The organism is Salinarchaeum laminariae, assembly GCF_023204835.1.
GTDB lineage: Archaea > Halobacteriota > Halobacteria > Halobacteriales > Salinarchaeaceae > Salinarchaeum > Salinarchaeum laminariae.
The window spans coordinates 283,665-310,156 of record NZ_CP096270.1 but is presented as its reverse complement, the minus strand read 5'-3'; the positions used below and the strand labels follow the sequence as shown (position 1 = coordinate 310,156).

The window sequence follows — 26,492 nt, the reverse complement described above, 5'->3', positions numbered from 1 at the left end:
TCCGGGGTACCGTGATTCGGTAGCGGAGCAGGGGCCCACAGCGCTGCACGAGCAGTTATGGGAAAGGATAGTTTTCCTAGAAAATTATTTGTCGTTGCACCCCGTAGCACTCAGTATGACCGATCAGTGGGACGACGTAAACGAGCACGTCGAAGCGGAGTGGAAAGAGGACACCACGCCGTTCGAACGTGTGTACGAGATCGTCGAACAGACCCACGATGGGCAGTCGGCAGCCGAGATCGGGGATCGGGCCCTCGTGAGCGAACCCACGGCACGTCGTCACTGCAAGTCTCTCGTGAATACGGGCTTCGCCGAGACGGATGCGGACGGCCAGACGACGTTGTACCGGCGCAATGGCGACCGAATTCTGATGTCTCGGATCCGCGAACTTCGCGACGAAGCGGACCGAACGGAGTTGCTCGACGGCATCGAGCGAATGAAATCCGAGATTCGGAGCTACGAGAACCGCTACGACGTGGTCTCGCCCGAGGAACTCGTCCAGAAACTCGACGCCGACGAGACGGATGGGTGGGACGATCTCACCGCGTGGCAAACCACGCGGCAGAATCTCGCTGTCGCCCAGGCGGCACTCGCCTACGACGAAGCCAGCCACCATCTCACCGCATGAGCGATCACGACCGTGCCGGTACGTTCGGGCAGATCTATCTTCCGGCTCTCCAGCGAATTCGCGATCTCTGGCTCGAACTTGAGCCGTTCGTCGAAGCGACGTCGTACGACGACGTCGTCGCACCCACGGAACTCCAGATCAGCCTCTCGGACGGATTCGGCGACGCAGACGCTGCTCGAATCGATATCCAGTGGAGTGAGCTTGGAATGTATTCGTTTCACTACGTCGATACTGCGGACGTCAACTGGCGATTCGATCGCCACCCGAATACGCACTCACCGGAGGCCCATTTTCATCCCCCGCCTGATGCGGCCACCGAGACGGCCGAACCGTCGTGTATCGACGTGAACGAGGTGTCACTAGTAACCCGTGCCGTCCAGGCGATGTGGCGAGCTGCGTACGAGGACGATGTCGATCAACTGAATAGCGCAGCAAACCCGCCCTGACGACGGTTCGCCCTCTCGAGGCTGGTAACTGCTTACTTGTACCCCAGATCTTCGAGCAGCCCGTCGATTTCGAGGCGCTCGCCCTCGGTGAGCTCTGCCGTCGGGAACCGCTCGCGATAGGCTTCGATCTCCTCCTCGGCGTCGGAGAGCGGGTAGAGCTCCTGCGGGTCGCGTTCGAGGTCGTAGAACTCCGGCGCCCAGTCCCGGTCGGGGTAGACGACGAGCTTCTTCTTCTCGGCGCGGACTGCCCGAGCCCAGCTTTCCCGTTTCAACAGCGAGGCGCCACAGGCGCGCATGTACACGTCTCGATCCTCGACGGATGCCGGTGGGAGCAATGGCTCGCCGTCGACGGACTCGGCGGGGGCAGCTGTCCCGTTCTCATACCCCTCCGCTTCCCCCTCTTTCTCCTCGGCTGCATCGCTCTCCTCCAGTAGGCCCAGCAGCGTCGGAAACACGTCGACCTGTCTGACCTGCGCGTCGACGTTCGCCGTCGGAATTCCGGGCCCCGAGAGAACGAAGGGGACGTTGGCGACGTGATCGGCGACGTTCTCGCCGTGGCGGTCGTCGAGAAACCGGTCCGGCACCGAACTCGGCCACCGGTCGGCGACGAACCGGTCGACCCGTCGCTCGACGCCGCGGGTGTCGATCCCGAGATAGTAGCGCAACCCCGTTCGTGCGTACTTGCCGAGCTTGTGAACGGGGTTGTGCAGCCAGGTGATCGACTCGCCGTGGTCGCCGTGGAGCGCGATTACGGTGTCCTCGGGAAGTCGGTCGCAGAGCCGTTCGAGCGACCGATCGAGCGCGGAGAGCGTGCGGGCGTAGGGCGTCTCGCCGTACTCGGGGTCGTCGAACGCGGGCGGTACGTCGATCGGCTTGTGGATCGCCCAGAGGTGGAGGAAGCAAAAGAACGGGTCCTCGGCGTCGGCCAGGTCCTCGATCACGTCTATGGCTGTTCCCTCCCACTCGCCGGTCAGGAGCTCGGTGCGGTCGCGGTAGCGGAACTCGTCGAACCCGCGATCGAGTCCGGTGTCCTCGACGAGCGGTCCCGTTACCATCGCCGTCGTCTGGTACCCCGCAGCGGCAAAGCTCTCGGCGAGCGTGCTCACGTCGTCCCGGAGGCGCCCCTCGTCCAGCGAGTGAACGCCGTTGCCCTCGGAGTAGCGGCCGGTCATGAAACTCGCGACCGCGGGCGTGGTCGTCGTCGCAGTCGCGAACATCGAGTCGTAGTGCGTGCCGCGCTCGACCAGGCTATCGATGAATGGCGTGTCGGCGTGGTCGCTCCCGACGAAATCGCTCCGCAGGCAGTCGATACAGACGAAGAAGACGTTCGGGGGATCGCTGGCATCGCACGACGCAGCTTCCTGATCGCCGACGTCGTCCGCCGGCTCCTCACCCGGCATCTTTGTAGCCGAGTTCCTGCAGGCGCTGCTCGACCGATTCGTCGACGTCCGCGCGGCCGACGGCCGCTTCCTCGCCGCCTTCCTCGAAGGAGACGTCCGCGTCGGCGGCGACGAGCGTGCTTTCACGATCCCGCAGTGCGACCGTGGCCTCGTCGTGCCACGGCGCGACGGTCGCGGCTCGCTCGGTGCCGGCCTCCTGCAGATCGGTGCCGCGCCATACCTCGGGGATCTCCGCGCCAACGGCGCTGGCGATGGTGGGCCCGACGTCGAGCAAGCTCGCTCGATCCGCTGCGACGTCGATCCCGTCGATCGCCAGTGGCACCTGGACGATCGGGTCCGGAACGCGGCGGCGGTACCCCTGGTGGTAGTAGTACTCCTCCTCGCCGAGTTCGTCGCCGTGGTCGGACGTGACGACGAGGATCGGATCTTCGGCGTCGATTTCGTCGGTGAGTCGCTCGATGCGCTCGTCGGTGCGTCCGAGCGCCTGCCGATAGGTGTCGACGAGCTCGTCGTGTTCTTCGTCGGTGAGTTCGGGATCGGGGAGAATCGAATCCCGCCCGCTCGCTTCGGCCTTCCGGTCGATCTCGACGGGGAGCGCGTCGTCGCCTCGGCCGTACGGGCGGTGACTGTCCATCAGGTGGACCCAGAGGAAGCGCGGGCCTTCGGCGTCGTTGAAGCGCTCGATCGCGTGATCGATCACCTCGTCGTCCGGCGGCAGGCCCGAGAGAACTGCCTCCATCGGGAAGAAGCGATGATAGACCGCGCGGACGATCTCGAACTGACCGAGATACTCCCGGAGGGAACTCCGGCGGTTCTCGACCGCGTTCCCGCCGCCGTCCATGAAGTTCTCGTACTGGTCGAACCCGCCGTCGAAGTCGAAGGCCGGGTCGGCCTGGGCGGTCGCGGCGGCGCCGAGACAGGTGTAGCCGGCGTCCTGGAGCACCTCCGCGATCGTCGGTGAGACCGCCTTCGAACGAACCGAACCGCCGAGGCGGGCCGAGTGGAGGCCGCCGAGACTCGGTCGGGTGTAGTGACCTGCGGTGATACCGAGAATGGGGTCCAGCGAGTCGACGAACGGCATATCGTCGGCGAAGTCGTAGCGTACGGAGTCGGCGGTGACGAGGACGACGTCTCTCATCGTCCTGACTCGACCTCCGTTCGCCCGGCGGCGATCCTCCGTGATCGGATCGGCCGTCGGTCCGCCTGATCTCCGACCATACTCCGTTGCTGTGATGTCATACTCCGTTTCTCTGCACCGCGGGCGTCTGGTCGTCCGTGCCTCGGCGTGGGGGTAGTATCAGGGTTGTGATGGCGCGTGACTCGCTTGCGTCGTCGCGCTGGTGCCAGAGATCGGGTCGTCACCGCACGACGGTCACGAGAATGGTCCGCGTGAGCCCCATCGCGTAGCCGAGTTTCGGCTTCTTCGTCTCGCCAGCTTTGCGGCGCCGAATCGTAATCGGCACCTCCTCGATGCGGAGGCCGTTCTTCCGGGCCTCGATGATGAGTTCGGGGGCGCTAAAGCGCTCCTCGGTCAGGGTGAGCTCGTCGAGGCGGGAGCCGCGAATCGCGCGGAAGCCGTTCGTGCAGTCCGTGATGTTGGCCTTCGAGACGACGTTGATGAACGCCGTGAACGCGCGGATCCCCGCCTGTCGGGTCGTGCTGTTGCCGGAGTCGTCCTCGCCGAGGTAGCGGGAGCCGAGGACGTAGTCCGCACGGTCCTCGAGGATGGGTTCGACGAGCGCGGGGAGGTCGTCTGCGCGGTGCTGGCCGTCGGCGTCCATGGTCACGACGACGTCAGCACCGTGTTGCTGGGCGATGGCGAACCCGGTCTTGAGTGCGCCACCCTGGCCCTGATTGATCGGATGTTCAGTGACGATCGCGTCGGCGTTGGCAGCGACGTCACGAGTATCGTCGTCGGAGCCGTCGGAGACGACGATCGCCTCGACGCGGTGATCGAGCACGCGTCCGGGCAGGGATTCGACGACGCCACGGACGCTATCGGCCTCGTTGTAGGCCGGGATCACGACGGCGATCGTCTGTTCCTCGTGTTCGAGGCCGTCGACCTTCCGGATCGCGAGCTGCCGGGTCAGCTCGCTGACAGCGAGCTGGTTCGTCCGGATCATCGCGAGCGCGTAGAGCAAGAGGAAGGCGAAGGCGGTGTTCGCGAGCAGTGAGACGACGAGGGACCGCCGCTGGACGTTGAGCACGCCCCCGATCGCTCCGAACACGCCGGGAAGCACGCCGACGGTCAGGATACCGAGCGAGATCGCGGTGGCGACGGCCAGCTCCGTACGGGAGAAGTTTGTGCGGTAGCGTTCGAACCCCCAGGCGAAGACGATCACCGCGAGCGCGACCAGGAACAGCTGCAGGACGGTGTTTCCCAGGCCGGGGATTGCGAGTGCGGAGAGTGACGAAACGGACACAGCTTTTCACCAGAAACGGAGTGCCGCCGCGAGTTAGTCGTTACGAAACGCCACCTCAGCGGCTGAACTGCCGGGTAGGCTGCTCCTACCCCGGCTGTCCGTTCGTTTTCACCCCCATCCGCAGCTGTCAACAGACCCAAGTACGCCTCAGTAGATCCTCCAACAGTACCAATGGCGCCTGGCCGGGCTGCGCTGACGGTCGACCTCGAAACCTTCCAGCAGCTACCGGCCTACCGACAGGCGCCCGGAACCGCCGATCGCGACGATCTCGGGATCGAGCAGATCGAACCGCTTCTCGATCTCCTCGACTCCCACGACGCGACCTGCACCTTCTTCACGGTGTCCAGCCTCGCGGCGGACCATCCCGACCTGCTCGCGACGATCGCCGATCGCGGCCACGAGATCGCATCGCACACGAAGAGCCACGGCCACCTCCCGGAGCTCACCGCCGCCGAGCGCCAAGAAGAGATCGAGGTGTCCCGGTCCACACTCGCGGACGCCACGGGGGCGACGGTTGAGGGCTTTCGCGCGCCCTCCTTCCAGCGGACCGACGACTACCTCGATCTGCTCGCCGACGCCGGCTACGAGTACGACTCGAGCGTCGTCGCTGCACGCTCGATCGGCTGGTACGGCGGTGGACCACAGCTCCACGACCCCTGCGACGCGACGGCCGTGGATCCGGGCGCGCCGGCTGACCTCCGCGAACTGCCGGTCTCGGTGATGCCCGGTCTCAGGCTGCCACTCACCGGCGCGTGGCTCCGCCTGTTCGGCATTCACTACACGCTCGCCGGCATGCGACTCCAGGCCCGCAAGGGCCGCGCACCGGTCCTCTACGTCCATCCCTGGGAGCTCGCGGACCTCCCCGACGTCGAGGCCGTCCCGCGGCGTGTGACGGTCCGCACGGGTGAATGGACCTGGCGAGCGCTCGAACGAATCCTGCAACAGGAGTTCGAGTTCGTCACGGCGCGCACGCTCACGAAGGGAGACTCGAACGCCGCCAAGCCAGCGCCGTCACCGAGCGACACCGACGCGGAGGGCCGACTGTGAGCCGCAAGCGCGTGCTGACAGCGGCCAAACTCTTCGTGGGTCTTGCACTGCTTGCGTGGGTGCTCTCGAGCGTCGACTGGAGCACGCTACGGGGCAATTTCGTTCGCCTCGACGCCTGGGTGCTGGCCGCAATTGTGCTCGTCACGCTCCTCGAGTTCGGGACTCGCTTCGCGATGTGGCACGCCCTGTTGCGTGGCGTCGGGCAACGCTCGGTGCGCACCGTCGCTGAGGTCGACCTCAGCATCAAATTCATCAACCACGTCGTTCCCTCGAAGGCGGCCGGCCATGCGGTCGCTCCACTCGTCCTCCGACAGTTCGCGGACCTCGAGTGGAGCGACGCCGTCGGGATCGCGGGGAGCAACACAGCGCTCTACAGCCTGTTCTACGGACTGATCGCGATCGTTGGGCTCGCCGTTTTCGCGTTCGAACTGCCGCTCTGGCTCCTCGTCGGGATCGCCGCTTCGACCGGCCTGTACCTCCTCGGCGCAACTGCGATCTGGGCCACCGGCTTTGGCGTCGGCACGCAGTCCGGGCAGCGACTCCTCGCGATCTCGGCGTCGGTTCCGCTCGTGGGCTCCTTCGTCGACCGTGCGACTGGCGCGCTTCCGTCGATCGCCGGCCCGGCACGCGACCGGTTCCAGGCAACCGTCACCGATCCACCTGTCGTGATCGAGTACGCCCTCGCGATGGCGGGCACGATTGCGATCTTCCCAGCGATCAGGGTCGGCCTCTTGCTCGCGGCATTCGGCGAGCCCTTCGAGCCCGCCCTCCTCCTGCCCATCGCACTCGTCACCGCATACAGCCTGACGATCATGCCGATCACGCCAGGTGGTGTCGGCGTCGCCGAGTTCTCCGCGCTGTACGTGTTCCTCGCGCTCGGCGTGCCGGAGGCCGCGATCGTCTCCGCAATCCTCATCGACCGCTTCCTCGGCGTCTACCTCCCAGCCGTCGTCGGCTGGTTCCCGATGATGAACGTCGACCTCGGGAGCCTGCTGCGTGGTGAGTCTGCTGCCGACGAACGGGCGTAGCCTGCGGTGGTCTCCTCACAGTAGCGCTGCCGGTGCTATCAACAGCTGACCCGCCTTCACGACCGGGGACAGCGCCCACAACTGACGCGCTTCCACGACCGGGGCAATGCCCATCACTGACGCGTCTCCACGACCAGGGCGCCCCCACGACCGAAGCGGACCTTACGACGGAAGCGAAACGGTATTTCCGCGCGACCCGAAACCCCCTTGCAATGACCAAGACGATCGTCGTGGGGCTCGACGGGGCGAGCTGGGATCTCCTCGACCCGTGGATCGACGACGGCAAACTCCCCACGATCGAGCGCCTGCGCGAGGAGGGTAGCTGGGCGACGAACCGCAGCTGCCACCCGCCGGTGACTTTCCCGAACTGGCACGTCTACGCCTCGGGGAAAAACCCCGGCAAGCTCGGCGTCTTCTGGTTCGAGCGCGTCGACCTCGAGAACGGTTCGATCGACGTGATGGAGGGTGCTGATTTCGACACGGCAGCGGTCTGGGACTACCTCAACGACGCGGAGTACTCGACCGGCGTCGTCAACATGCCCTCGACGTATCCGCCCCGGCCAATCGACGGTGTCATGATCGCTGGCGGGCCGGACGCCGCCGAGGGCGAGTATCGCTCGATCGAATCGGGGTTCACCGAACCGCCAGAGCTCGCCGAAGAGCTCCGCGAGCGCTACGACTACGACGTTCACCCCGACCCGCTCCTCTCATCGAACGCCGAGACCGGCGCGGAGGTCGAGGAGATCCTCCGGCTGCTCGATCTCAGATTCGACGTCGCGATCGACCTGCTAGAGGAGCGCGATCACGAGTTCGTCCACCTCACGCTCTTTTACCTCAACGTCATCCACCACTTCTTCTGGGACGAGGAGCCGAGCCTGCGCGCCTGGCAGCTGATCGACGACCGGCTCGCGGAGATCGACGAAATGGAGGACGTCAACCTCGTCGTCACGTCCGATCACGGCAGCATGGAGACCGAGGCGGAGTTCTACATCAACGAGTGGCTCGCCGAGCACGGCTACCTGCAGAAGGACCGCTCGGCGGACTACTACTTCCAGCGCCTCGGCCTGACCCGCGAGAACGTGCTCTCGGTCGCCAAGCGCCTGGGCGCGGTGGATCTCCTCGCGAAGATCGTGCCCGAGCGCATCCAGCGGATGGTCCCTCAGGAGGACGGCGTCAAGCGCGGCCGCAAGATGGAGGCGATCGACCTCGACGAGACGGCAGCCGTTGCGAGCAGCCAGGGGCCGATCTACCTCAACCCCGACGTGGCGGACGAGGAGACCCGCGACCAGCTCATCGAGGATCTGCGCGCAGTGACGGACGCTGACGGGGAGCCGTACTTCCCCGCGGTCTACCGCGGCGAAGACGTCTACTCCGGCGAGCACGTCGAGGACGGGCCCGACGTCGTCGTCGAGCAACGGCCCGGCGTCCACGTCAACGACGGACTCGGTGGCGGCGAGATCGTCACCGAACCCGATCGCTGGGCCGCGGAAAACACGATGACCGGCATCTTCCTCGCGAAGGGACCGGATTTCGAGCCACAGGGTCACCTGCCGGAGATCGACATGGTCGACGTCGCGCCGACGCTGCTGGCGACCTACGGACTGCCGATCCCCACCGACGTCGATGGCGAGGTGCTGCCGATCTTCGAGGAGCAACGCGATCCCGGCACCCGCGAGCCGATCGAGCTGGGTGACGATCGCGGGAGCGCCGAGGACGAGGTCGAGGATCGACTGAAGCAGCTCGGCTACATGGAGTGAGTCAGTGAGTGGGTCGTATCGACGCGTAGGAATCGGCAACCCTGGCACGGAAACCGCGAAAGCCCTCGGCGCGCTCGCGGCCGCTGTGCGACATATCCTCGCTCGCTTTGCTCGCTCGGATAGGGGCCACACAGCGGCCGCCAGACCCGCCTCGCCCTTTCAGTCCGCCAGGAATGGCGGTTGATCAGGTAGCCGGTCGCGTGGGCTGGCAGCGGAGCGCCGCCGTGGCCAGCCGGGGTGGCAGTCCACCGCCCGGAGCGCCGGACTGCTACAGCGTGGACTGATGGACGGGCTATTTCGGTGGTTGGACGCCGGAGCAGACGCCGTCCGGGTGAGAAGATTTATGCCCAGAGGATAGTAACTCATGAACTGAGTAACCATGTCTGTCATCGTCACTGGCGCGGACGGCTACATCGGCTGGCCGACTGCCCTCCGGATCGCGGATCGAACCGAGGATCGCGTCGTACTGGTCGACAACGGCGGCCGTCGCGAGTGGGTCGAGTCCGTCGGCTCCACGAGCGCGGTGCCGATCGCTTCGATGGAGGAACGCCTTGCGGCCGCGGAGGACGAACTCGGCTTGGCTAACCTCTCGCACGTGGAGATCGACCTCACCGACCGCGCCGCGGTCGACGAGCTCCTCTCGGTCCACGAACCCGACACGATCGTCCACGCTGCTGCCCAGCCCTCCGCGCCGTACTCCCAGATCAACGGCGAGCGGGCGAACTTCACGCAGCACAACAACATGCAGGCCACGCGGAACCTGGTCTGGGGACTCGAGGAGGCCGGGATGACCGACACCCACCTCATCGAAACGACCACGACCGGCGTCTACGGTGCCCCGGAGTTCCCCATCCCCGAGGGCGGCGCGGTGATGGAGAACGACGGCGAGCGCGACGAGGTGCCCTTCCCCGCAATGGCGGGCAGCTGGTATCACCTGACGAAGTCCCACGACGCGGCGAATCTCCGACTCGCCCACGACCAGTTCGACATTCCGATCTCGGACGTCCGCACTGCGATCACCTACGGTACCGGGACCGAGGAGACCGAAGCCCATCCGGATCTCGCGACCCGCTTCGACTTCGACTACTACTTCGGCGTCGTTGCCCACCGCTTCTGCGCCCAGGCCGTCGCTGGCTACCCGATGACCGTCTACGGCAAGGGCGAGCAGCGGAAACCGTTCGTTTCCCTCGAGGACGCCGTCGAAGGCCTCGCACGGCTCGCCGTCGGTGCGGACGCCGGGGACGATCCCGCCGAGCGCCCCGACGACCACGTCGTCTACAACCAGGTCACCCGCGCGATCAGCATCGTCGAGATCGCCCAGACCATCGCCGACGTCGGCGACGAGTTCGATCTCGACGTCGCCGTCGAGCACTTCGAAAACCCCCGCGACGAGGACGAGACGCACAAGATGGAGATGGCCAACGATCGGTATGCGGCACTGATCGACGGGCAATCGGTCACCTACGAAGAGGGCGTCCGGCAGATCCTGGGCGCGCTCGTCGAGTATCAGGACACGATCGAGGCTCACGAGGACCGGTTCCTGCCGGGTGTGTTGACCGACGATGAGTGACGGGTCGACGTCTGCAGATGCCAACGACGGCCAGCGCGTCCTCGTCACCGGCGGCTGTGGCTACATCGGGAGTACGCTCGTGCCACAACTGCTCGACGATGACCGGGTCGCCGACGTCGTCCTGCTCGATTCCCTCGCCTCCGGATCGCCCGCGAATCTCGCGGGATCCGTGGGGGATGGCCTCGAATTCCGACGTGGCGACGTGCGCGAGTACGGCGACGTCGAGAGTGCCACGCGCGGCGTCGACGCGATCATCCACCTCGCGGCGATCACCGGTGCTGCATCGACGCACGACCGGCGTGAGGAGACCTTCGCCGTGAACCGTGACGGGACCGAGAACGTCCTCACCGCCGCGGGGAAGTTCAACGTCGAGAACGTCGTCCTCGCGTCGTCGTGTAACAATTACGGCCGCGTCGCGAGCACCGACATCGACGAGACGGCCGAGCAGAACCCGCTCAACCCCTACGCGGAGTCGAAGGTCGCATCGGAGGAGTTGCTCGCCGACGCCATCGCCGAGCACGAACTCGACGGAACGGCGCTCCGAATGAGCACCGTGTATGGCTGGTCGCCGGGAATCCGGTTCAACCTCGTCGTGAATCACTTCGTGTTCCGCGGGCTGACCGACCGCCAGCTGACGGTCTACGGCGACGGATCGAACTGGCGACCGTTCGTCCACGTCGAGGACGCCGCACGGGCCTACCGATCGGCCGCGCTGGCGCCCGAAGACTGGTCGCAGCAGGTCTACAACGTCGGACGGAACGACCAGAACTTCAGGATCGAGGAAATCGCCGAAATCGTTCGCGATGAACTCGATCGGTCCCTCGATATCACGTATCTCGAAGAGGAGCACCCAGGTCCGTCCTATCACGTGAACTTCGATCGGCTCGCGGAGACCGGCTTCGAACCCGAGTGGACGCTGCCAGACGGCGTTCGGGACGTCGCCGCGCAGCTCGAAGGCTCCGAATCTGGAGAGGTGGTGGTGTGACGCAGACACCAGGCTCCGAGGGTCGCGACGTCGGCGACACCCCCTCCGTAGCGGTGACCGGGGCCGGTGGATACATCGGCAGCCGCGTCCTTCAGATTTTCCAGCGGGACCATCCCGAATGGGAGCTCACCGCGATCGACAACGGCTACCGTTCACAGGTCCAGTCGGTCGGCGACGTCGAGATCGAGCACGTCGATATCCGGAACCGGAGTCGGCTCGAAGACGCGCTTGTGGGAGCTGACGTCGTCGTTCACCTGGCGGCGGTCAGCGGCGTCGACGACTGCGACGACAACGCCGACCTCGCGTACGAGGTCAACGTCACTGGGACGAGCAACGTCGCGTGGTTCTGTCGGAAGACCGGCGCGGCGATGGCGTTCCCGTTCTCGATGGCGGTGCTCGGCGATCCCCAGGAGTTTCCGATCACGGCCGACCTGCCGCGAGATCCGATGAACTGGTACGGCCGGACGAAGGCGATCAGCGAGGGCGACATCGAGTCCTTCGCCGACGGCGCTTTCCCCGCACATATGTTCATGAAGTCGAACCTCTACGGCGAGCACGTCGTCGAGGATACGGTCGTCTCGAAGCCGACCGTCATCAACTTCTTCGTTAACCGCGCGCTCGCTGGCGAGACGTTGACGGTCTACGAGCCGGGTACGCAGTCCCGGAATTTCGTTCACGTCAAGGACGTCGCACGGGTCTACCTGCACAGCACCGAGGCGCTGCTCGAGCGGCTTGCTGCTGGTGAGACTGGAGCGGAGACCTTCGAGGTCGCCAGCGACGAGGATCCGTCCGTGATGGCCGTCGCGGAGCAGGTTCAGTCGATCGCCGCCGAAGAGACCGAAAGCGAGCCGCCGGTCGAACTCGTCGAGAATCCGCGTTCGGCGGAGACGATGGTCGAGAACTTCGCCGTCGACACCTCTCGGATTCGCGAGCAGCTGGGCTGGAAACCCGAGTTCGACGTGGAGTCCTCGATCCGGGAACTGCTCGCTCGGGAGGAGCATTCATGAGCCTGCCCGCGTGAGCGTGATGCAATGAGGAGCGAGGACGAACGCGTCGAACTCCTGGCGTCTCTGGATCTGAAGGAGTACGAGGCCACGGCGCTCGCACACCTGCTGACGGCGGGCCGGACTACCGCACCGGACGTCGCGGAGGCGACCGGCATTCCAAAGGCGCGGGTGTACGACGTGCTCGCGTCGCTGGGCGAGCTGGGCTACGTCAAGGTGATCCCCGGCCGGCCGAAGGAGTACCAGCCCAAGTCGCCAGAGGCGGTGCTGGAGCGGGCTAAGGAGAATCGACGACAGGCCTACGAGGATTATGTCGGTGACGTGGAGTCGCTGCGAGATGAGGTTTTGGAGACCTTCGGCCCGCTCTACGAGCAGGCCGACGAGGACGTGACGCCGACGGCGGAGCTGTTCCACGTCGTCGACGTCGGCGAGCCCAGCGAGACGGAGACGCGGCGGTTGTACAACGTTGCAGAGGAGGCTGTGTACGTGATCACGAACAGCTTCGCGTACTTCGAATCGGTGGAGCCGGCGGTGGCGGATGCACTGGAGCGCGGTGTGGAGGTGTCGGTGCTGTTGTTAGATCCGGCTCACTTGCCCGAGGAGAAGGCCGGGGTGCAGGCCGATGTGGTGGAGCGGATTTCGGCGGAGTATCCTGAGGTCGAGTATCGATTCAGCGAAGAGCGGCTACCCTGGCGGGGAACCTTCGTCGATCCGAGTGGGGAGTACGAGAGCGGACAGGCGATCTTTCTGACCGAGGAACCAGATGTGCCGAACCACCGGCGGCAGGCTGCGATTACGGAGAACGGGTCGTTCGTGGCTGGGATGAAGCGGTACTTCGATCTGGTGTGGGAGTATGAGAGTTTTCGTGATCGGTAATGAATTGCCAACTTCGAATTAATACAGATCGACGAGATTTACCTCATAGTCCATCAACTGAGCGGACATGATTCCTACTCACCGATTCGTCCCCTGGTTCGGAGGCGGTGACGCTGGGCGAGAGCCACGCTCGTACAGATCCTGGAAGTGGGCCTGGCAACGTATAACTAGCCGATCCTACTCATCCGATCTCTTCGATCGGATCGATGCGATCGACTGGGATCTGCTGATCGTTCTCGATGCTTGCCGGTACGACGTGCTCGCCGATGTGGCCGAAGAAAAGTGGTTGTCGACTCAGCTATCTCGCCGGTCTGTGTCACACAACAGTTCGTCGAAGCAGCTTCTCGCGAAGCGATCTTCGACGGAGCTACCTACGTGAGTGCAAATCCGGCCTCAAGAGCGTTCGACAACGCCGTCGATCACAAGGCCGTGTACGAGAGCGACTGGGATGACGATCTCGGAACTGTTCGACCAGAGGCGGTCTACAGTATCGCGTCCGAACGAGTCCGTTCCGGTGAGCGGACGGTGGCGCATACGATGCAGCCGCACTATCCCCACATCTGCCGGATCGGTGGCGATGTTGTTCCTGTCCCCGGTGGTCTCAACCCCACAACGCTCGGCGCAAGCCAGGACGAGACTCCAGCACAGAATATCCCATACGCGTTTTTCACCGGTTCCACCGACGTTCGGCGCGCTCGGCAGTCCTATCGAGCCTGTACGAAATTCGCATGGGAGTCAGCCCTCGAAACCGGTGGCACCCTCGCTGCTGAAGGCTATACTGTCGCCATTACAGCGGATCACGGCGAGCTACTTGGGGAATGGGGGCTCGTCGGTCACCCGTGGCGCGTTCGCATTCGTCCACTGGTCGAGGTTCCATGGATTGTCCTCGGAACGGAGAATAGGCAGTCCGAGACGGCGGACTCCGTCGAGGAGAAACTCGAGGCGCTGGGCTACGTCGAGTAACGGTACGCAATGTCGTCGGCGTGCCGATCCGTCCCACGTCCGATCACTCAAAGAGTTCCTCGATCCCGACGAACTCAACGTCGTAGTTCGAGCGAGCGTAGTCGATCAGCTCGTAAAAGCGATCGCTGAAGGCGTCGTCGCGGAAGGCATGGTAGTGGACTGCGACGCAGAACTTCCCGTCGTGTGCTGCGGCGACGTCGAGGTGACGCTTGACCGGATCGACCGGATTGTGCCTCGTCAGTGAGACGCACGTTATCTCGGTGCTGCCCTGGAGTTCGTAGAGCATCGGGCGAACCGGCATGAACACCGAGTGATCTCCCCGTCGCCAGAATCGATCGGCGTCGCGGAGAAAAGAGACGGGGCCGGCAGTCTTGTTACGGTACTTGAACCAGAGATCGCGGAGGAACACGTGGAGGACTTCGGGCGTCTTTGGGCGGTTGACAGGAGTCGGATAGTAGCAGAGGCGCATTCCGGCGTCCTTCACGGCCTGGATCCCGCGACGTGAGAGGGAATTGTTCGGCGGGACGAACACGTCGACTTCGTGCTCGAGCGTCTTCTCGAGGTGTTCGCGGCCCCGCTCGATCCGGCTCGGCAGGTCGGTCCCGGCGACGAACTCGGGGCGGCCGTCGAAGCGCTCGTGCGAGTAGCCGTGGAGGGCGACGGCGCAGCTGCCGTCCTCAAGGCCGTCTTGGAGGTACTCGATGAGGTCCTCGTTCGCTTCCAGCGGCCGGCGCTCCGCCTCGTCCCAGCGGTCATCCGGGACGGCCGGACACTCCAAACTCGCGTGGTATGGAACGACCGCGAACGAGACCGGAACGTCTGCCGGGAGCCTCGCGTAGGCGCGCTCCAGCTCGGCGACCTCGGTGAAGGCGTTACAGTCGTCGTCGCGGATGGCGAATTGGAGCGTCATGCCTCCCGCTGGAGGATTTCCTCGTGGACGCGCTTTACGCGCTCCGAGAAGTCCGACCAGGTGTTCGATGTCGCAATTTCGCGGGCGCGCTCTCCCATCTCTCGGGCTTCCCTGGGGTTGTCGTAGAGGTAACGGAGCCGGTTCGCGATCGCCTCGGGATCGCGGATCGGTACGACGAAACCGCCCCCGCCGACGTACTCCCGCTGGGCGTGCTCCGTGATCACGACCGGCACCGACGAGGCCATCGCCTCGGCGATGGTCTTCGAGAACCCCTCGGTCAACGATGGGTGGACGAGGACCGACGCACGCTCGTAGTAGTCGGCCGGATCGTCGACGTAGCCGACGTGTTCGACGCCTTCGAGGTCGTCTATCTCCGAGCCGACAATCTTTCGAACCGCGTCGTTGACGGTGCCACAGAGGAGCAGACGCGCGTCGGGTAGGTCAAGCTGCTGCCAAGCATCAAGGAGGTATTGGACGCCCTTCAGCTCGTTCATGTTCGCCACGCTGACGACGGTGAACTCGTCTTCGGGCGGCGTCGTCGCCGGGTGCGCATCAAGGTCCGCCGCAAGGGGCCCCACCTTCAGCAGTCGGTCCTCGGGCACGCCATACTCGCGGAACGTCTCACCGGAGTATTCCGAGAGGTAGAGCACGTAGTCCGCGAGTTCGAAGCCCTCTTGCACGCGCTCGTCGAGGTCGGCGTCGGCGTCGAGACCGTAGCGCTCGCGTTCTTCCACGAGGAGCGACCGGACGTGCTTCGGGTGCGAGGAGGACGCGTAGACGGCCGTCGTGCTCCCCGCCTCGCGAGCGGCACGGAGCGTCTTTACTAGGTGCGGGAACGAGTGAAGCGTCTCCGGTGAACCGACTCGACGACTTGCCAGGTCGTCGAACAGACGGATCGTCGCCTCGCGAGCGTCCAATCGCGGGACGACCGACTCGGCGAGGTAGAAAGCTCGGGGGATCGTCTTCCCGCCTGGAACGGGCACCTCGAAGAGGTCCGGGTTGAGGCCGTACGTTTGCTCGACGTCAAGGACGAATACGTCCTCAAGCACATCAGCGTGGGCGAGGGCCTCGATCGAGTGGTACGTCGGCTCGCTCTTGAGATCCTTGGGGTAGCCGAAGTGGGTGAAGCTCGCCGCGGAGACGGGATTTCGGGTCATCGGAATTCAGGAGTGTCGTGAGTACCTACGCCGACGGGCTGATTTCGGGTAGTCCGGCATCTATCAGTTAGGTGGTCGAGAGCCACCGAACTAAACGCTTTCTGAAGGTCGAGCATACTTGGCACCCGACGACCCTCTATCCGGTCGCTGCAACAGCTGTGGAGCGTGACGTCTGGCTCCTTGTCGAAACGGCGGCCGACTACGATGTCTCCGACGAGCGGCTTGTCCTCCCGCCGGTACAAGCGCCCGACCTGCCGGACGACAGCTTGCGACACACTGCCGTGATCGTTCCCGAGGCGAACGGCAGCTTGTAGAGCTGGTCGACGACCTCGACGGAACACCGTCGTGTCAGGTGCTTCGCCGCGAAGGAGAGCGGCTGGAGCCACCAACGGCCTGGAGTCAGCCAGAACTCCGTGTCAACCGAGATTACCTCGTACGAGAAGTCAAATAGTAAGAGCGCTCGTGCCTGTTCTCGAACCTCCTCACGGTACTGCCGGACCACTGGTGGTGCTCGTGGTCGGGATCCGATGTCGGCCAGATTGTCTCGCCAGGGTTCTCGACGATAGCTACCATACCGCCGGGTTCGAGGACGCGGTGCCACTCGCGCATAGCCGCCGCAACGTCCGGGATTTGGAACCACGTCTTTACGCACCAAATAGCTGCCACTGACTCGTCGTCAAAAGGAAGATTCGTGGCAGTCGCGCGGACGCCGTCCTCGTCTGCGTGTGGATCGACATTTAGCCATTCATCCGCGGTCCGAACCGCCGCCGATGTCGAGTCGGACGGGCTCTCCGCTGGATTGCATTTCCCGAAATATCAATAGTCGGACTGTTTTAATCGATTCGTTGCCCCCTGACATTTGTTCAGTAAATTCATTTGGCGCTATCGTCGAACGGCGACTGCTGCCCGAGTGGGTAAGCCAGCGCACAGCGTTGCGAGAGTCGAATGCGTGTACCGGGGTCAGATGACGTAGCCGAGCTCCCGGAGCTGCTCGTCGACCCGGTCCATGTCGACGGCGGTTCGTTCTGGTGGCTCGGCAACGATCTCCTTACGGGTGTCGCTTTCTTTGACGTGCCACGGGACGTCCACCGTCGGGCCGTTGAAGATCCCTTTGTGGTGCCCGTAGTCCCGCGTCGGGACGAAGTCGTGGCGATCGCCAAGCATCTCCCCGTGGTCTGCCGTGATGACGGTTCGCCCGCGGAGTGCGTCGAGCAGTGTCTCCACTTCGTCGAGCACGATCGACAGATTCTCGCGGTACGCCTCGCGGAGGTCGGCGACAGTGGCCTCGTCCGCCTCGGCGACGACATCGATGAGCGAGTTGGACTGGTGACGGAATATCGCGCTACCCGCTGTCCCGATGAACGGGTGATGAGGCTGGAGGTAGTGGATAATGAGCCGTTTGTCGGGGTACTGCTCGGCGACCTCCTTCGCTACTCTCGTGACAGTCTCCGGGGTGACGACGTTCAACTCTTCGTCGACCCACTCAACGTCATAGCCCCCGTGCTGGAGATCGACGAATGTGTGAACCTCTGCGCCGATCTCGTCGCGGAGTTTGAGGAACCAGCTGTTGGCACCGACGTAAACGGTGTCATGAAGTCTCCTTTCGGCGAAGGTCCCGCGGACCCAGTGGTAGGTCGCAGAGCCAATAGACTCGCGGCGCTCGGTTCGACCGGGCAGCGTTGCCTGCTCGCAAAAGTGGTCGTAGCGACACGCATCGAGGATGATCAGGTTGTCCCAGTCCTCGTCGAGGACGTTCATACCGTCGGGGTTGAACTGGCGTCGGCCGAATCTGGTGTGCAATAGCTTGTTTGCCTCCCGCCCGACCTTCGTGACGTCAGTAAGCGATCGCAAGAACCGACTGGCCGACTGCATATGTCACTTATCTCGATACTCCGTCGCATAAACGGTTCGGATCCGTGCCAGTTGTTCGGCTAGCGAACGTCGTATCACTGCTTCGCTCAGGCGACGGCACGATAGATTTCTACGTACCGATCGGCGATGCGATCTCACTTAGGGTCGTGATGAGTTAGTAGGCCGCGCTTTGCATCGGCAAGTGAGATCAGTGTGCAGCAGTCGCGGAGGATGTCGGCGGCGTGCCCGCCTTCTTAGGCGACGAACATCCCATCTCCGGTGACACAATTACTCGAACTACGCGAACCCGCAGTCGGTCGTGATGTCCAGTACAACTCTTCGCGAGCGCCTGTAGCCCGATCATCTAGAAGCTCTCGAGGTTCGACGGGACACCCACCCGTCGGCGCGCTTGTACTGTTGCTTGACCTCGTCGGAGACGTAGCCGAGATGTCGGTCCGGCTATCTATTGAACGCGAACTCAATGCGGTACACGTCGAACCAATTTGTTAAGAATATCTACTAGGGTGGGTCAGTAAAATCTGCCGGGAATTAGCTCAAGACGCCCGAATCCGCGCGGAGTCAACAATCTGAACAGTATCGTCCGCTAATAGTGCTTGTGGCAGGGATAGGACTTCGATCTACGCATCTTGCCAGGACTTCCAGCAGTCGTCATTGAGTCGTCGGGTTCGAATATGCCATTTCTCCTGGACTGTTCCCAAAGTATATGCTATAAGACTGCTCTCTCCTCCAGACCAGATCGTTACCAGGACACATCTTAGAAGAGTCATGTGAAATCCTCGTGCGATTTTTCATTATGCCATAATCTACCCCGCGACTAATACTTCACCGGAACTTCGGTCCGGTGCTGATTCTATAATTTCCCAATCATTTTTTCTTAAAATCGCTTTGACCTTATCTGTCGAGGCTCCTTTTGATGGATGGGTTTCTACAATAATTTTGTTTATATCTCTGGTTAGGTGAGGGATTATATTCACTTCTGCACCCTCACAATCGAGTTCCGCAATCTCACAGGAGGGCAGATTTGAAGGAGAAACTGATTTTGCATTGCCAGGTAGGCCCTTTAAATCTATTGCATCACCTACGACAGCATGCTTGACAGTTGTCTGTTTTGAAACTCCATTTTGTTCCAACGTGCTTAGGAGGTCATCAACGATTTCCTTAGCTGCTTCATAAATGAATACTTTCCCCCCTTTACCGACTTGTTGCCCTGCTACAACAGATGTAATTCCATATCCTCCTCCCACAATGACGACTGAATCTCCTTCATGAACATATTTACTAATAAAATTGCAGTTTGGTTCCTTATGGTGGTCTGGCCAAGAAAAATCGACACCGATGATATTATCGAACATCTTTGTGCATCGGCCTGACGCCATCACGGAAATACCACGGATCTTGGGATAATCACGGCAAGGCAAGTGTGGGCGTATTGTCTTTTTGAATGCAAATCTAGATGATTCTCTGAGAAGGGAAGGTACCCCTTTTTCTCTGTATACAGTAACAGCGCGTTTGAGAAGACCGGTCATCTCACTACTCTGTTGCCTGTTTCGCAATAAATATGTCCTTCCCTATACGGCGGCGCCAGGTGGTGGATTCTTCTGATCATAACTGACGTATATTCCATCTATCATATATTTATACTCTCTCGATAACATTCTATGTAGGAGTTTGCAATATCCCCCCACGTTAGCTTCTCAGTTTTGTTATATGCATCACATTTCCAGTTCATGATATTGTTTGATGAACTGATGTCTCTCAATATCTCTGCAGCATTTTTTCCGTCATCGGCGACATGGATACCATTGCTCGGCGTGGCCCAATCGAATTGTGCGAGCCCGCAACCCTTTGTGATGATTAGCGTACAGCCTTTTGCCATTGCTTCGAGACCGACCATCGAGAAGTTTTCCAGATTGGATGGGACAATCACGATATCGGCACTCTCGTACTCTCGCTTTAGGTCCTCGTCAGATAGGTATCCAACGTGATGTTCCCACCATCCTTCTAAGGCTGACTCTGCGTAGGAATAGTCACTTATACCTCCCACGATTGTTAAATCCACGCCCCCATCGCCGGGACAAAGGTGGTTGAGAAATGGTCTTTGGCCTTTCCGGGGATCAATTCGTCCAACTAGAAGAGCTTTAGGAGGCCGATTGGTCTTCCCTGGTGAGTGCCTGAAATTCTCAAGAATTCCCAATGGAATGACTTTGTCGGCTCTGGCTCGCCAGAGTCTGTGCATCTGTCTAACTGTCTCTGGACTTTGAGCCACGATAACGTCCGATGAGAGGGCCCCTTTCCTAGAGAACCAATTCATAAGCACCTCGCCAGCCAAAGACTGGATCGGGGGACGCCTGCCGGTCCGTTCCCACATGATAGCCATGTCGGAGGTCCATTGCACGGTCCGGACATCTGAGGTATAGGGATACCGCTCGAGGGCGTGGAACACGTCGGCGTCAGTCGCCCCGACACGACGCTTGACGTCCCGATAGAGCCGTTGCCACTCGCGGACTGAACTTGGCATCGGTGACACCGATTCGAGCTGTACGTCGGGATGAGGTGGATCATCGCGATCGCCGTAGGTGAACACCGTCGGAGCGTGCCCTCGTTCGGCCAGGGCTCGTGACAGACCTGCCGTCACCCGCGAGGGACCGTGGTTCCCGTGGTACTTCCCGAAGAGGGTGACGTTCATCGTGCTGCCGGAGTAGCGCGCTCGTTGGGTTAAGGTTTCGGAACGGCAAGCGCGAGTTGGGGGAGAGAAGTGCGATGCCGAAATGTTTTGACGTCGGCATTCAACCACTCCTGTGAGCGAGTCCAATGCACGTCGCGATTCTTGTCAAGGAGTTTCCACCGGACGTCATCGGTGGAACGGAGACCCAGACGCGCCGCATGGCCGCGGAGCTCCAGCAGCGAACGGACCATGACGTAACTGTCTACACAAAGGCGTATGCTGGCTCGGAGTCGCATTCCGAGTATTCCTTCAACCTCGTTCGCGTCCCGAACTGGAGGCTCACACCGTTCGTCAGCACACTCACGTTCGTTCTCGTCGCCTTCCTCTATCTGCTACGCGATCGCCGAACAATCGACGTGCTCCAGTGCATGATGATCTATCCGAATGGATTCGTCGGCTATCTCCTTCATCGGCTCGCCGGGCTACCGTACTTCGCGTGGATTCGGGGCGGCGACTACTACTTCATGAAGGAGACCCGCTGGAAGCGCTGGATGATCGATCGCGTGCTCGGCGACACGACGGTGCTCGTCCAGACCCCGACGATCGAAAGGGACGTGCGATCAGAGTTCGATCCACAGAATCTTGCCGTCTTCGGCAACGGCGTCGACCTCCCCGATCGCCTGGCTGACGGAGACGAAATCGTCTACGTCGGACGCCTCGAGGACCAGAAAGGAATTGACGTGCTGCTTCGCGCTCTGGAGGACACCGACGAAACACTGGTCGCCGTGGGGGATGGATCGGAGCGTGCGAGGTTGATGACTCTCGCCGACGAACTCGGGGTCGACGCGGAGTTCGTCGGTCTGGTGGATCCGGACGAGGTGGCCGGGTATCTCCGGCGTGGAAAGATCTTTGTCCTCCCGTCGGTGGCTGGGGAGGGACTACCGAACGCGCTCCTCGAAGCGTACGCTCACGGTCTGCCAGCCGTGACAACAGATCTGGCAGGCCTCCCGGACGCAGTCGTGGACGGCGAGACAGGATTCTTGGTGCCCCCGAACTCCCCATCCGAACTCCGAGATCGAATTCTGCAGCTCTGCAATGACGACGAGCGTCGTCAGGCGATGGGCGCGTCCGCCCGTGAATACGTGGAGAGGGAACATTACTGGGCGTCGATTACAGCCCGGCTGGACGAAATTTACGAGTCACAATAAGGAAGATGGCGTTGGTGGCGTTCAATGGTTCCGACTGCTGTTCCCACGCTCAATAGCGCCAAACCCATCGTGCGCTGTCGCGTTTGTCGGATGAAGTCACCAGTGTGCCGTTGGCCACGATCGTCCGCTGGACGCGAACTGTGGACGATCCCCTGCCGTTTCCCGAAATATCGATAGATATTCACGACTACTCCGTTTCCAGTCACGAAGAGGACTTTCGAATGCGTCTGGGACGGACAACGCTCGCTCATTTTGGCTCTCACGTCGCAATATCGATTGCGGGCTTCGTTGCGACGCTGTATATTGCCCGGGAGCTCGGGTCGTCGGTTCTCGGACTCTACAACACGACTGTGGCGTTGCTCTTCTGGACGACCCTCCCCGTGAGCGCACTCGAGAGCGCCATGAAAAAGCGAATCAGCGAGGGAACTGACCAGGGATCGTTCATGGCAGCCGGGGCGATCGGAATTCTCTTTCTGGCGAGCCTCATGGCGATATTCTCTCTTCTTCTCTCCTCACAGATTGACGGGTACGTCGGTGCGTCCGTGAGCTACTTCTTCGTACTACTCCTTCTCGGAAACGGACTCGTCAATATCGTCGGGACGACCCTCAAGGCCCAGAAGAACGTCGGGCGTGCCGGCGCGGTCAACGCGTTCAATCAGGTGCTACGGACGGCGCTCCAGATCGGACTCATCGTCGTCGGTTACGAGCTCGGCGGAATCCTCGTCGGTCACGTCGTCGCATTTTTCGTAGCCGCAGTCGTCGGACTACGATACGTCACTATCTCTCCTTCGCGCCCCGGTCTTGACCACTTTCGCAGTCTCTACGAGTATGCCCGATACTCGTGGCTTGGAACACTGAAGTCGCGTGCCTTCGCCTGGATGGACACTCTCATCCTTGCAGTCTTCGTCGCTCCCGAACTTATCGGGATCTACGGCGTGGCGTGGAACCTCGCCTCCATGCTATCGATGGTGAGTACGTCTGTGAGCCAGACGCTCTTCCCGGAGATGAGCGAGCTTAGCGTTAACGACGGGTACGACCGCATCCACCACTACATGGAAGAGGGTCTCGTCTTCGTCGGCATCTTCTCCTTCCCAGGCTTCGTCGGTGCCCTCGTCATAGGTCCACGCCTGTTGCGGATCTATAGCCCGGAGTTCCAGCGCGGATCGACGATACTCCTCCTTCTCATCGTCGCCACGACCGTCGCTGCGTTCGGCGGTTTGTTCGTGAACACCGTCAATGCCATAGACCGACCGGACATCGCATTCCGAATCAATCTCGCCTTCGTGATCACGAATGCGGTCCTCAACACCGTGTTGATATGGGCTATGGGCTGGTACGGTGCAGCGATCGCAACGTTGCTTTCAGCCACGGTTCTTCTCGGAGCTGGATACTACTCAGTCAGCGAGTTGATTGGTCGGCCTTCAATCCCGGCCGGTGAAATCGCTCGGGAAATCGTCGCTGCATGTGTGATGGGTGTGCTCGTCGTAGGTCTGAACCGTGTGGTACCAACCGGAAATTTCCTCACGGTTGGTATTGTCTTGGTCGGTGCTGCGACGTATACAATCGTTTTAGTCGGCCTATCAGACCGAATTCGATCCAAAGCGATCGGGCTTTCTCCAATGTGATCGTAATTTCACCGTTCTATCCAACTGGCTTGTGTGGGCAGTATGTTTCGCTTCTATCGGACGTATATGGGTGGAAAAGGATATTTGTGCTGAATGGCAGTCTTATCTCTGTTGTAATTGCTGAAAACACTATCTGTGCTAATAATTATGAGTTCCATTATAGACTGAGGTACACCTTCAATTTGCATTATAGGGAAATTGAAAAGGGTTGTATGGGGCGTCAATTTACTACCGTGTAAACACACGCACCAGAATCTATAACAATGGTTGGGACTATGTCATATTTCATGTCCGATCGCCAGCTTGTTGTCCCGTAGCAGCGCCCTCGAGTATAGGATCAGTAATGCGAAAACCGTGCTCGCAATCAGGGCAACGACCAGTGATCGCCGTTCGACGTTGAGGACATCTCCGATGATTCCGAAGACGGTTGGAAACACGCCGACGGTCAGAATACCGAGTGAGATCGCAGTCGCTACGAACAACTCCGTTCGAGAGAAGTTCGTCCGGTAACGTCCGAACCCCAAACGAAGACGAGTAGGGTGACGATTATGAGGAAAAGCTGCAAGGCGGTGTTGCCGAGTCCTGGAATTTCGGCCTGCAGCGGAGAAAGCACCGCCGTACTCGCGTCGATCACAAGCGGGACCGTGCGGGGCGAGGGGGTAGGTGTTTCGGATATGTCGGTGTTGCGGAGTATTCCCCTACGACGATTAATCTCTCTCGTTCTCGATACACCCCGCGGTTGAACAGGAGTCTCTGCCGTTCGACGGCGACGCTGGAACCCGAAGATGAAGTCTCGACCCGCCTCACACAACCTGAGTAATTGTGGGGAGGACGGTCCTTCCTCAGTCGCCTCAGTCCAACTGCGAGAGAATCGTCCGGTAGCGCTCCACAGCCGCCTCGAAGCTGTACTCCTCCTCGATCAGTGTCCGCGCACGGCCGCTCATCGGTTCGAGCGCGTCCGCCGAGAGCGATTCCATGATCGCGTCGGCGATTGCGCCGGGCGACTCGTCGCCCATCGCGAGACCGGTCTCGCCGTCCTGCACCACGTCCGGAACTCCCGAAACTGGCGTTGCGAACGCTGGCGTCCCACAGGCCATCGCCTCGAGAATGGTCGTTGGAAGTCCCTCGGTTGGACGCGACGGCATGACGAGCAGGCGAAGCGAGTTGAGCTGTTCGGGGATCTCGTCGTGATCGACCCATCCCGTTGTTTCCACTGTCCCGGCCGCAATTTCGTCGACAAGCTCCGCTTCGAGCCACGGACTGAGCGGGCCCTCGCCAACGAACCGGAAGGTCACGTCCTTGGGAAGCTGCTTGGCCACCTCAGCGAGCGTCCGGATGCCCTTCTCCTCCGCAATCCTCCCCACAAACCCTACCGTACGGGGCCGCTCGTCGAAGGGAACGCGAACGTCGAACCGATCGGTATTCACGTACCGGGCTCCGGTCGTGTAGAGCTTCGATTCGTACCGATCCAGCCCAAGTTCGGTTGCCATCCCCGGTGTGTAGGTGATGATCGCGTCGCTCGCCCTGTAGCTCCCCCGCTCGAGCAGCTCCACTGGCAGGACGAGGAGTCTGGCCAGCGCCCCCGGCATTTGTCGCTCCCAGCTCAATCGAAGCGTCAATGGAACGTCGCCTCGTGGTTCTACGACTACGGTCTTTCCCACGGCCCGGGCGAAGAGCACCGGAAGGAGGTACGCTGTGGCGCCAAAGAAGAGGATGACGTCTTCGTCGCGCTGCTGAATTGCCCGGCACATCCTGAACTGATTCACGAGAAATCTCACGGCAGCGATCGCGACGTTTGACTGGCTGGCGCCACGCTTGGTCAGTTCCACGACTTCGTGGTCGTCCCTGATCGATGAGCCTGCTGGAAGGTCTGCTGTCACTAGCGATACCGCGGTCACGGCCGAAAGGATGTCGAGCAACGTTCGCGTCGCGTTCTCTCCGGCTGCTCCCAACGGGTGTGTCACGACGCAGACCGATGGGAGATCATCAGTCATCGGTCATCGCCACCGTCGGAACGCGTAGAGATAGCCCAGCCCGACTGCGGCCGTCAACACCCACAACATCAAGAGCTGAACTGCCTGACGCTTCGCATCTTTGCTCAGGACGCCGCGAAGCCGTCGTGGCGTCGAGCGAAAGACGAGGTCTCGGAGATAGTCGGATTCCGTCCCCCCTGTGTTCGGGACCAGTACTTCCATCGCCCGCTTCGAGTACCCCTGCCAGAACGCCCGGTCGACCAGCCATCGCGGTTTCGTCCGGTACTCGAAGACCTTGTGGCCTACCTCGGCCTGCGGATTGTACCACACCCCTTCACCGTAGTCTTCTCGAAGCCGGGCACACAACTCAGTCTCTCCACCCTGCAAGTTCGAATCGCCTTTCCGCCCACCGATCTCGGCGTCGAAGCCACCCAGCTCCAGAAAGACTTCTCTGTCGAAGGAAATGTTGGATCCGAAGGTATTCCGGACTTCTCCCGCCCCGTCCGCGAACCCTCGGTGGGTCACACCGATGAGCCAGTAGAACTCTTCAGGAAGAAATCCGGGCTTCCCGTCGACCCACAGCGGCGTCATCTTTCCGCCGACAGCGATTGCGTCCTGCTCCTCGTATGAGTTCACGAGCTTCTCGATCCACTGTTCGTCTGCCACAGCGTCGTCGTCGATAAACGCGACCACGTCACCGGAGGCCAGCTCTGCACCGGTGTTACGACTTTCGAGCAATCCGACGTTCTCCTCGTTACAGTGGAGAACCACGTTGGAGGTTTCGTCGAACTGGTGCTCTACACGGTCGAAGACTGACACAGTTCCGTCGACGACGACCACGACTTCCACGTCGTCGTACGTCTGAGCGAGCAGACTCTCGACGCATTCGACGAGGTCGTCGAAGCGTTCCATCGAGTAGACGCAGACGACGACCGAAACTCTCATCGACCGCGGG

General features: G+C 61.7%; 23 protein-coding genes and 1 pseudogene. 13 read left to right on the top strand and 11 right to left on the bottom strand.

What is annotated here, in order from left to right; genetic code table 11:
* Positions 1–115: 115 nt before the first annotated feature.
* Both MXF70_RS01590 and MXF70_RS01585 read left to right on the top strand, forming a co-directional pair.
* Positions 116–628: a winged helix-turn-helix domain-containing protein gene (locus MXF70_RS01590; protein WP_248516837.1), complete on the top strand. Its 513-nt coding sequence runs from the start codon at positions 116–118 to the stop codon at positions 626–628.
* The gene (locus MXF70_RS01585) at positions 625–1,074 is read left to right on the top strand and encodes a toxin-antitoxin system TumE family protein (protein WP_248516836.1); all 450 of its coding nucleotides are present in this window, start codon (positions 625–627) and stop codon (positions 1,072–1,074) included. The genes MXF70_RS01590 and MXF70_RS01585 overlap by 4 nt, the downstream gene beginning before the upstream one ends.
* Positions 1,075–1,106: 32 nt before the next feature.
* On the opposite strand, the gene MXF70_RS01580 is transcribed toward MXF70_RS01585, so the two are convergent.
* From MXF70_RS01580 to MXF70_RS01570, 3 genes are all read right to left on the bottom strand, one after another.
* Positions 1,107–2,474: a sulfatase family protein gene (locus MXF70_RS01580; protein WP_248516835.1), complete on the bottom strand. Its 1,368-nt coding sequence runs from the start codon at positions 2,472–2,474 to the stop codon at positions 1,107–1,109.
* Positions 2,464–3,612 carry a sulfatase-like hydrolase/transferase gene (locus MXF70_RS01575; protein ID WP_248516834.1) on the bottom strand — a complete coding sequence of 383 codons (1,149 nt, stop codon included), beginning with the start codon at positions 3,610–3,612 and terminating at the stop codon, positions 2,464–2,466. Before MXF70_RS01575 ends, MXF70_RS01580 begins: the two co-directional genes overlap by 11 nt.
* Before the next feature lie 220 nt (positions 3,613–3,832).
* Complete coding sequence (locus MXF70_RS01570; RefSeq protein ID WP_248516833.1) at positions 3,833–4,897, bottom strand: DUF2304 family protein; 1,065 nt, start codon at positions 4,895–4,897, stop codon at positions 3,833–3,835.
* A gap of 171 nt (positions 4,898–5,068) precedes the next feature.
* Here MXF70_RS01570 and MXF70_RS01565 point away from each other — a divergent pair, with 171 nt between their 5' ends.
* The 8 genes from MXF70_RS01565 (at position 5,069) to MXF70_RS01530 (ending at position 14,127) form a co-directional block, all read left to right on the top strand.
* On the top strand, positions 5,069–5,944 hold the full coding sequence (locus tag MXF70_RS01565; RefSeq protein ID WP_248516832.1) for a polysaccharide deacetylase family protein: 876 nt from the start codon (positions 5,069–5,071) through the stop codon (positions 5,942–5,944).
* Positions 5,941–6,972 (top strand): lysylphosphatidylglycerol synthase transmembrane domain-containing protein, encoded by a 1,032-nt coding sequence (locus MXF70_RS01560; RefSeq protein ID WP_248516831.1) that lies wholly within the window; start codon positions 5,941–5,943, stop codon positions 6,970–6,972. The genes MXF70_RS01565 and MXF70_RS01560 overlap by 4 nt, the downstream gene beginning before the upstream one ends.
* A 212-nt stretch (positions 6,973–7,184) precedes the next feature.
* Entirely contained in the window at positions 7,185–8,729 is a 1,545-nt protein-coding gene (locus MXF70_RS01555; RefSeq protein WP_248516830.1) for an alkaline phosphatase family protein, read from the top strand.
* Between the two features lie 379 nt (positions 8,730–9,108).
* Positions 9,109–10,299 (top strand): NAD-dependent epimerase/dehydratase family protein, encoded by a 1,191-nt coding sequence (locus MXF70_RS01550; RefSeq protein WP_248516829.1) that lies wholly within the window; start codon positions 9,109–9,111, stop codon positions 10,297–10,299.
* Complete coding sequence (locus MXF70_RS01545) at positions 10,292–11,284, top strand: NAD-dependent epimerase/dehydratase family protein (protein WP_248516828.1); 993 nt, start codon at positions 10,292–10,294, stop codon at positions 11,282–11,284. The genes MXF70_RS01550 and MXF70_RS01545 overlap by 8 nt, the downstream gene beginning before the upstream one ends.
* The gene (locus tag MXF70_RS01540) at positions 11,281–12,291 is read left to right on the top strand and encodes an NAD-dependent epimerase/dehydratase family protein (protein WP_248516827.1); all 1,011 of its coding nucleotides are present in this window, start codon (positions 11,281–11,283) and stop codon (positions 12,289–12,291) included. Before MXF70_RS01545 ends, MXF70_RS01540 begins: the two co-directional genes overlap by 4 nt.
* Before the next feature lie 24 nt (positions 12,292–12,315).
* Positions 12,316–13,164: a TrmB family transcriptional regulator gene (locus MXF70_RS01535; RefSeq protein WP_248516826.1), complete on the top strand. Its 849-nt coding sequence runs from the start codon at positions 12,316–12,318 to the stop codon at positions 13,162–13,164.
* Positions 13,165–13,539: 375 nt separating this feature from the next.
* Complete coding sequence (locus MXF70_RS01530; protein ID WP_248516825.1) at positions 13,540–14,127, top strand: hypothetical protein; 588 nt, start codon at positions 13,540–13,542, stop codon at positions 14,125–14,127.
* A 43-nt stretch (positions 14,128–14,170) separates the two neighbouring features.
* On the opposite strand, the gene MXF70_RS01525 is transcribed toward MXF70_RS01530, so the two are convergent.
* Both MXF70_RS01525 and MXF70_RS01520 read right to left on the bottom strand, forming a co-directional pair.
* Positions 14,171–15,037 carry a DUF2334 domain-containing protein gene (locus tag MXF70_RS01525; RefSeq protein WP_248516824.1) on the bottom strand — a complete coding sequence of 289 codons (867 nt, stop codon included), beginning with the start codon at positions 15,035–15,037 and terminating at the stop codon, positions 14,171–14,173.
* Complete coding sequence (locus MXF70_RS01520) at positions 15,034–16,194, bottom strand: glycosyltransferase family 4 protein (RefSeq protein WP_248516823.1); 1,161 nt, start codon at positions 16,192–16,194, stop codon at positions 15,034–15,036. The genes MXF70_RS01525 and MXF70_RS01520 overlap by 4 nt, the downstream gene beginning before the upstream one ends.
* Positions 16,195–16,265: 71 nt before the next feature.
* Here MXF70_RS01520 and MXF70_RS01515 point away from each other — a divergent pair, with 71 nt between their 5' ends.
* Entirely contained in the window at positions 16,266–16,508 is a 243-nt protein-coding gene (locus MXF70_RS01515; RefSeq protein ID WP_248516822.1) for a hypothetical protein, read from the top strand.
* A 112-nt stretch (positions 16,509–16,620) separates the two neighbouring features.
* On the opposite strand, the pseudogene MXF70_RS15355 reads toward MXF70_RS01515, so the two are convergent.
* From MXF70_RS15355 to MXF70_RS01500, 4 genes and pseudogenes are all read right to left on the bottom strand, one after another.
* A pseudogene (locus tag MXF70_RS15355) lies at positions 16,621–16,959 on the bottom strand (class I SAM-dependent methyltransferase); the annotation flags it as partial.
* 195 nt (positions 16,960–17,154) lie between these two features.
* Positions 17,155–18,066 (bottom strand): alkaline phosphatase family protein, encoded by a 912-nt coding sequence (locus tag MXF70_RS01510; RefSeq protein ID WP_248516821.1) that lies wholly within the window; start codon positions 18,064–18,066, stop codon positions 17,155–17,157.
* A gap of 803 nt (positions 18,067–18,869) precedes the next feature.
* Entirely contained in the window at positions 18,870–19,592 is a 723-nt protein-coding gene (locus tag MXF70_RS01505) for an SAM-dependent methyltransferase (RefSeq protein WP_248516820.1), read from the bottom strand.
* A gap of 101 nt (positions 19,593–19,693) precedes the next feature.
* The gene (locus tag MXF70_RS01500; protein ID WP_248516819.1) at positions 19,694–20,752 is read right to left on the bottom strand and encodes a glycosyltransferase family 4 protein; all 1,059 of its coding nucleotides are present in this window, start codon (positions 20,750–20,752) and stop codon (positions 19,694–19,696) included.
* Positions 20,753–20,877: 125 nt separating this feature from the next.
* Between MXF70_RS01500 and MXF70_RS01495 the strand changes: the two genes are divergently transcribed.
* The gene (locus tag MXF70_RS01495) at positions 20,878–21,939 is read left to right on the top strand and encodes a glycosyltransferase family 4 protein (RefSeq protein WP_248516818.1); all 1,062 of its coding nucleotides are present in this window, start codon (positions 20,878–20,880) and stop codon (positions 21,937–21,939) included.
* Positions 21,940–22,079: 140 nt separating this feature from the next.
* Entirely contained in the window at positions 22,080–23,564 is a 1,485-nt protein-coding gene (locus tag MXF70_RS01490; RefSeq protein WP_248516817.1) for a lipopolysaccharide biosynthesis protein, read from the top strand.
* Between the two features lie 851 nt (positions 23,565–24,415).
* On the opposite strand, the gene MXF70_RS01485 is transcribed toward MXF70_RS01490, so the two are convergent.
* A complete protein-coding gene (locus MXF70_RS01485) occupies positions 24,416–25,558 on the bottom strand; it encodes a glycosyltransferase family 4 protein (protein ID WP_248516816.1) in 1,143 nt (380 codons plus the stop codon).
* A 3-nt stretch (positions 25,559–25,561) separates the two neighbouring features.
* On the bottom strand, positions 25,562–26,482 hold the full coding sequence (aglG, locus tag MXF70_RS01480) for a glucosyl-dolichyl phosphate glucuronosyltransferase (protein ID WP_248516815.1): 921 nt from the start codon (positions 26,480–26,482) through the stop codon (positions 25,562–25,564).
* Positions 26,483–26,492 lie beyond the last annotated feature (10 nt).

Excerpts from the sequence above, each read along its gene's own strand:
- MXF70_RS01590 (WP_248516837.1), top strand. The coding sequence starts at position 116 with ATGACCGATCAGTGGGACGACGTAAACGAGCACGTCGAAGCGGAGTGG.
- MXF70_RS01535 (WP_248516826.1), top strand. The coding sequence starts at position 12,316 with ATGAGGAGCGAGGACGAACGCGTCGAACTCCTGGCGTCTCTGGATCTG.
- MXF70_RS01565 (WP_248516832.1), top strand. The coding sequence starts at position 5,069 with ATGGCGCCTGGCCGGGCTGCGCTGACGGTCGACCTCGAAACCTTCCAG.
- MXF70_RS01495 (WP_248516818.1), top strand. The coding sequence starts at position 20,878 with ATGCACGTCGCGATTCTTGTCAAGGAGTTTCCACCGGACGTCATCGGT.
- MXF70_RS01550 (WP_248516829.1), top strand. The coding sequence starts at position 9,109 with ATGTCTGTCATCGTCACTGGCGCGGACGGCTACATCGGCTGGCCGACT.
- MXF70_RS01575 (WP_248516834.1), bottom strand. The coding sequence starts at position 3,612 with ATGAGAGACGTCGTCCTCGTCACCGCCGACTCCGTACGCTACGACTTC.
- MXF70_RS01525 (WP_248516824.1), bottom strand. The coding sequence starts at position 15,037 with ATGACGCTCCAATTCGCCATCCGCGACGACGACTGTAACGCCTTCACC.
- MXF70_RS01485 (WP_248516816.1), bottom strand. The coding sequence starts at position 25,558 with ATGACTGATGATCTCCCATCGGTCTGCGTCGTGACACACCCGTTGGGA.
- MXF70_RS01520 (WP_248516823.1), bottom strand. The coding sequence starts at position 16,194 with ATGACCCGAAATCCCGTCTCCGCGGCGAGCTTCACCCACTTCGGCTAC.
- MXF70_RS01585 (WP_248516836.1), top strand. The coding sequence starts at position 625 with ATGAGCGATCACGACCGTGCCGGTACGTTCGGGCAGATCTATCTTCCG.
- MXF70_RS01505 (WP_248516820.1), bottom strand. The coding sequence starts at position 19,592 with ATGACCGGTCTTCTCAAACGCGCTGTTACTGTATACAGAGAAAAAGGG.
- MXF70_RS01545 (WP_248516828.1), top strand. The coding sequence starts at position 10,292 with ATGAGTGACGGGTCGACGTCTGCAGATGCCAACGACGGCCAGCGCGTC.
- MXF70_RS01580 (WP_248516835.1), bottom strand. The coding sequence starts at position 2,474 with ATGCCGGGTGAGGAGCCGGCGGACGACGTCGGCGATCAGGAAGCTGCG.
- MXF70_RS01555 (WP_248516830.1), top strand. The coding sequence starts at position 7,185 with ATGACCAAGACGATCGTCGTGGGGCTCGACGGGGCGAGCTGGGATCTC.
- MXF70_RS01500 (WP_248516819.1), bottom strand. The coding sequence starts at position 20,752 with ATGAACGTCACCCTCTTCGGGAAGTACCACGGGAACCACGGTCCCTCG.
- aglG (WP_248516815.1), bottom strand. The coding sequence starts at position 26,482 with ATGAGAGTTTCGGTCGTCGTCTGCGTCTACTCGATGGAACGCTTCGAC.
- MXF70_RS01510 (WP_248516821.1), bottom strand. The coding sequence starts at position 18,066 with ATGCAGTCGGCCAGTCGGTTCTTGCGATCGCTTACTGACGTCACGAAG.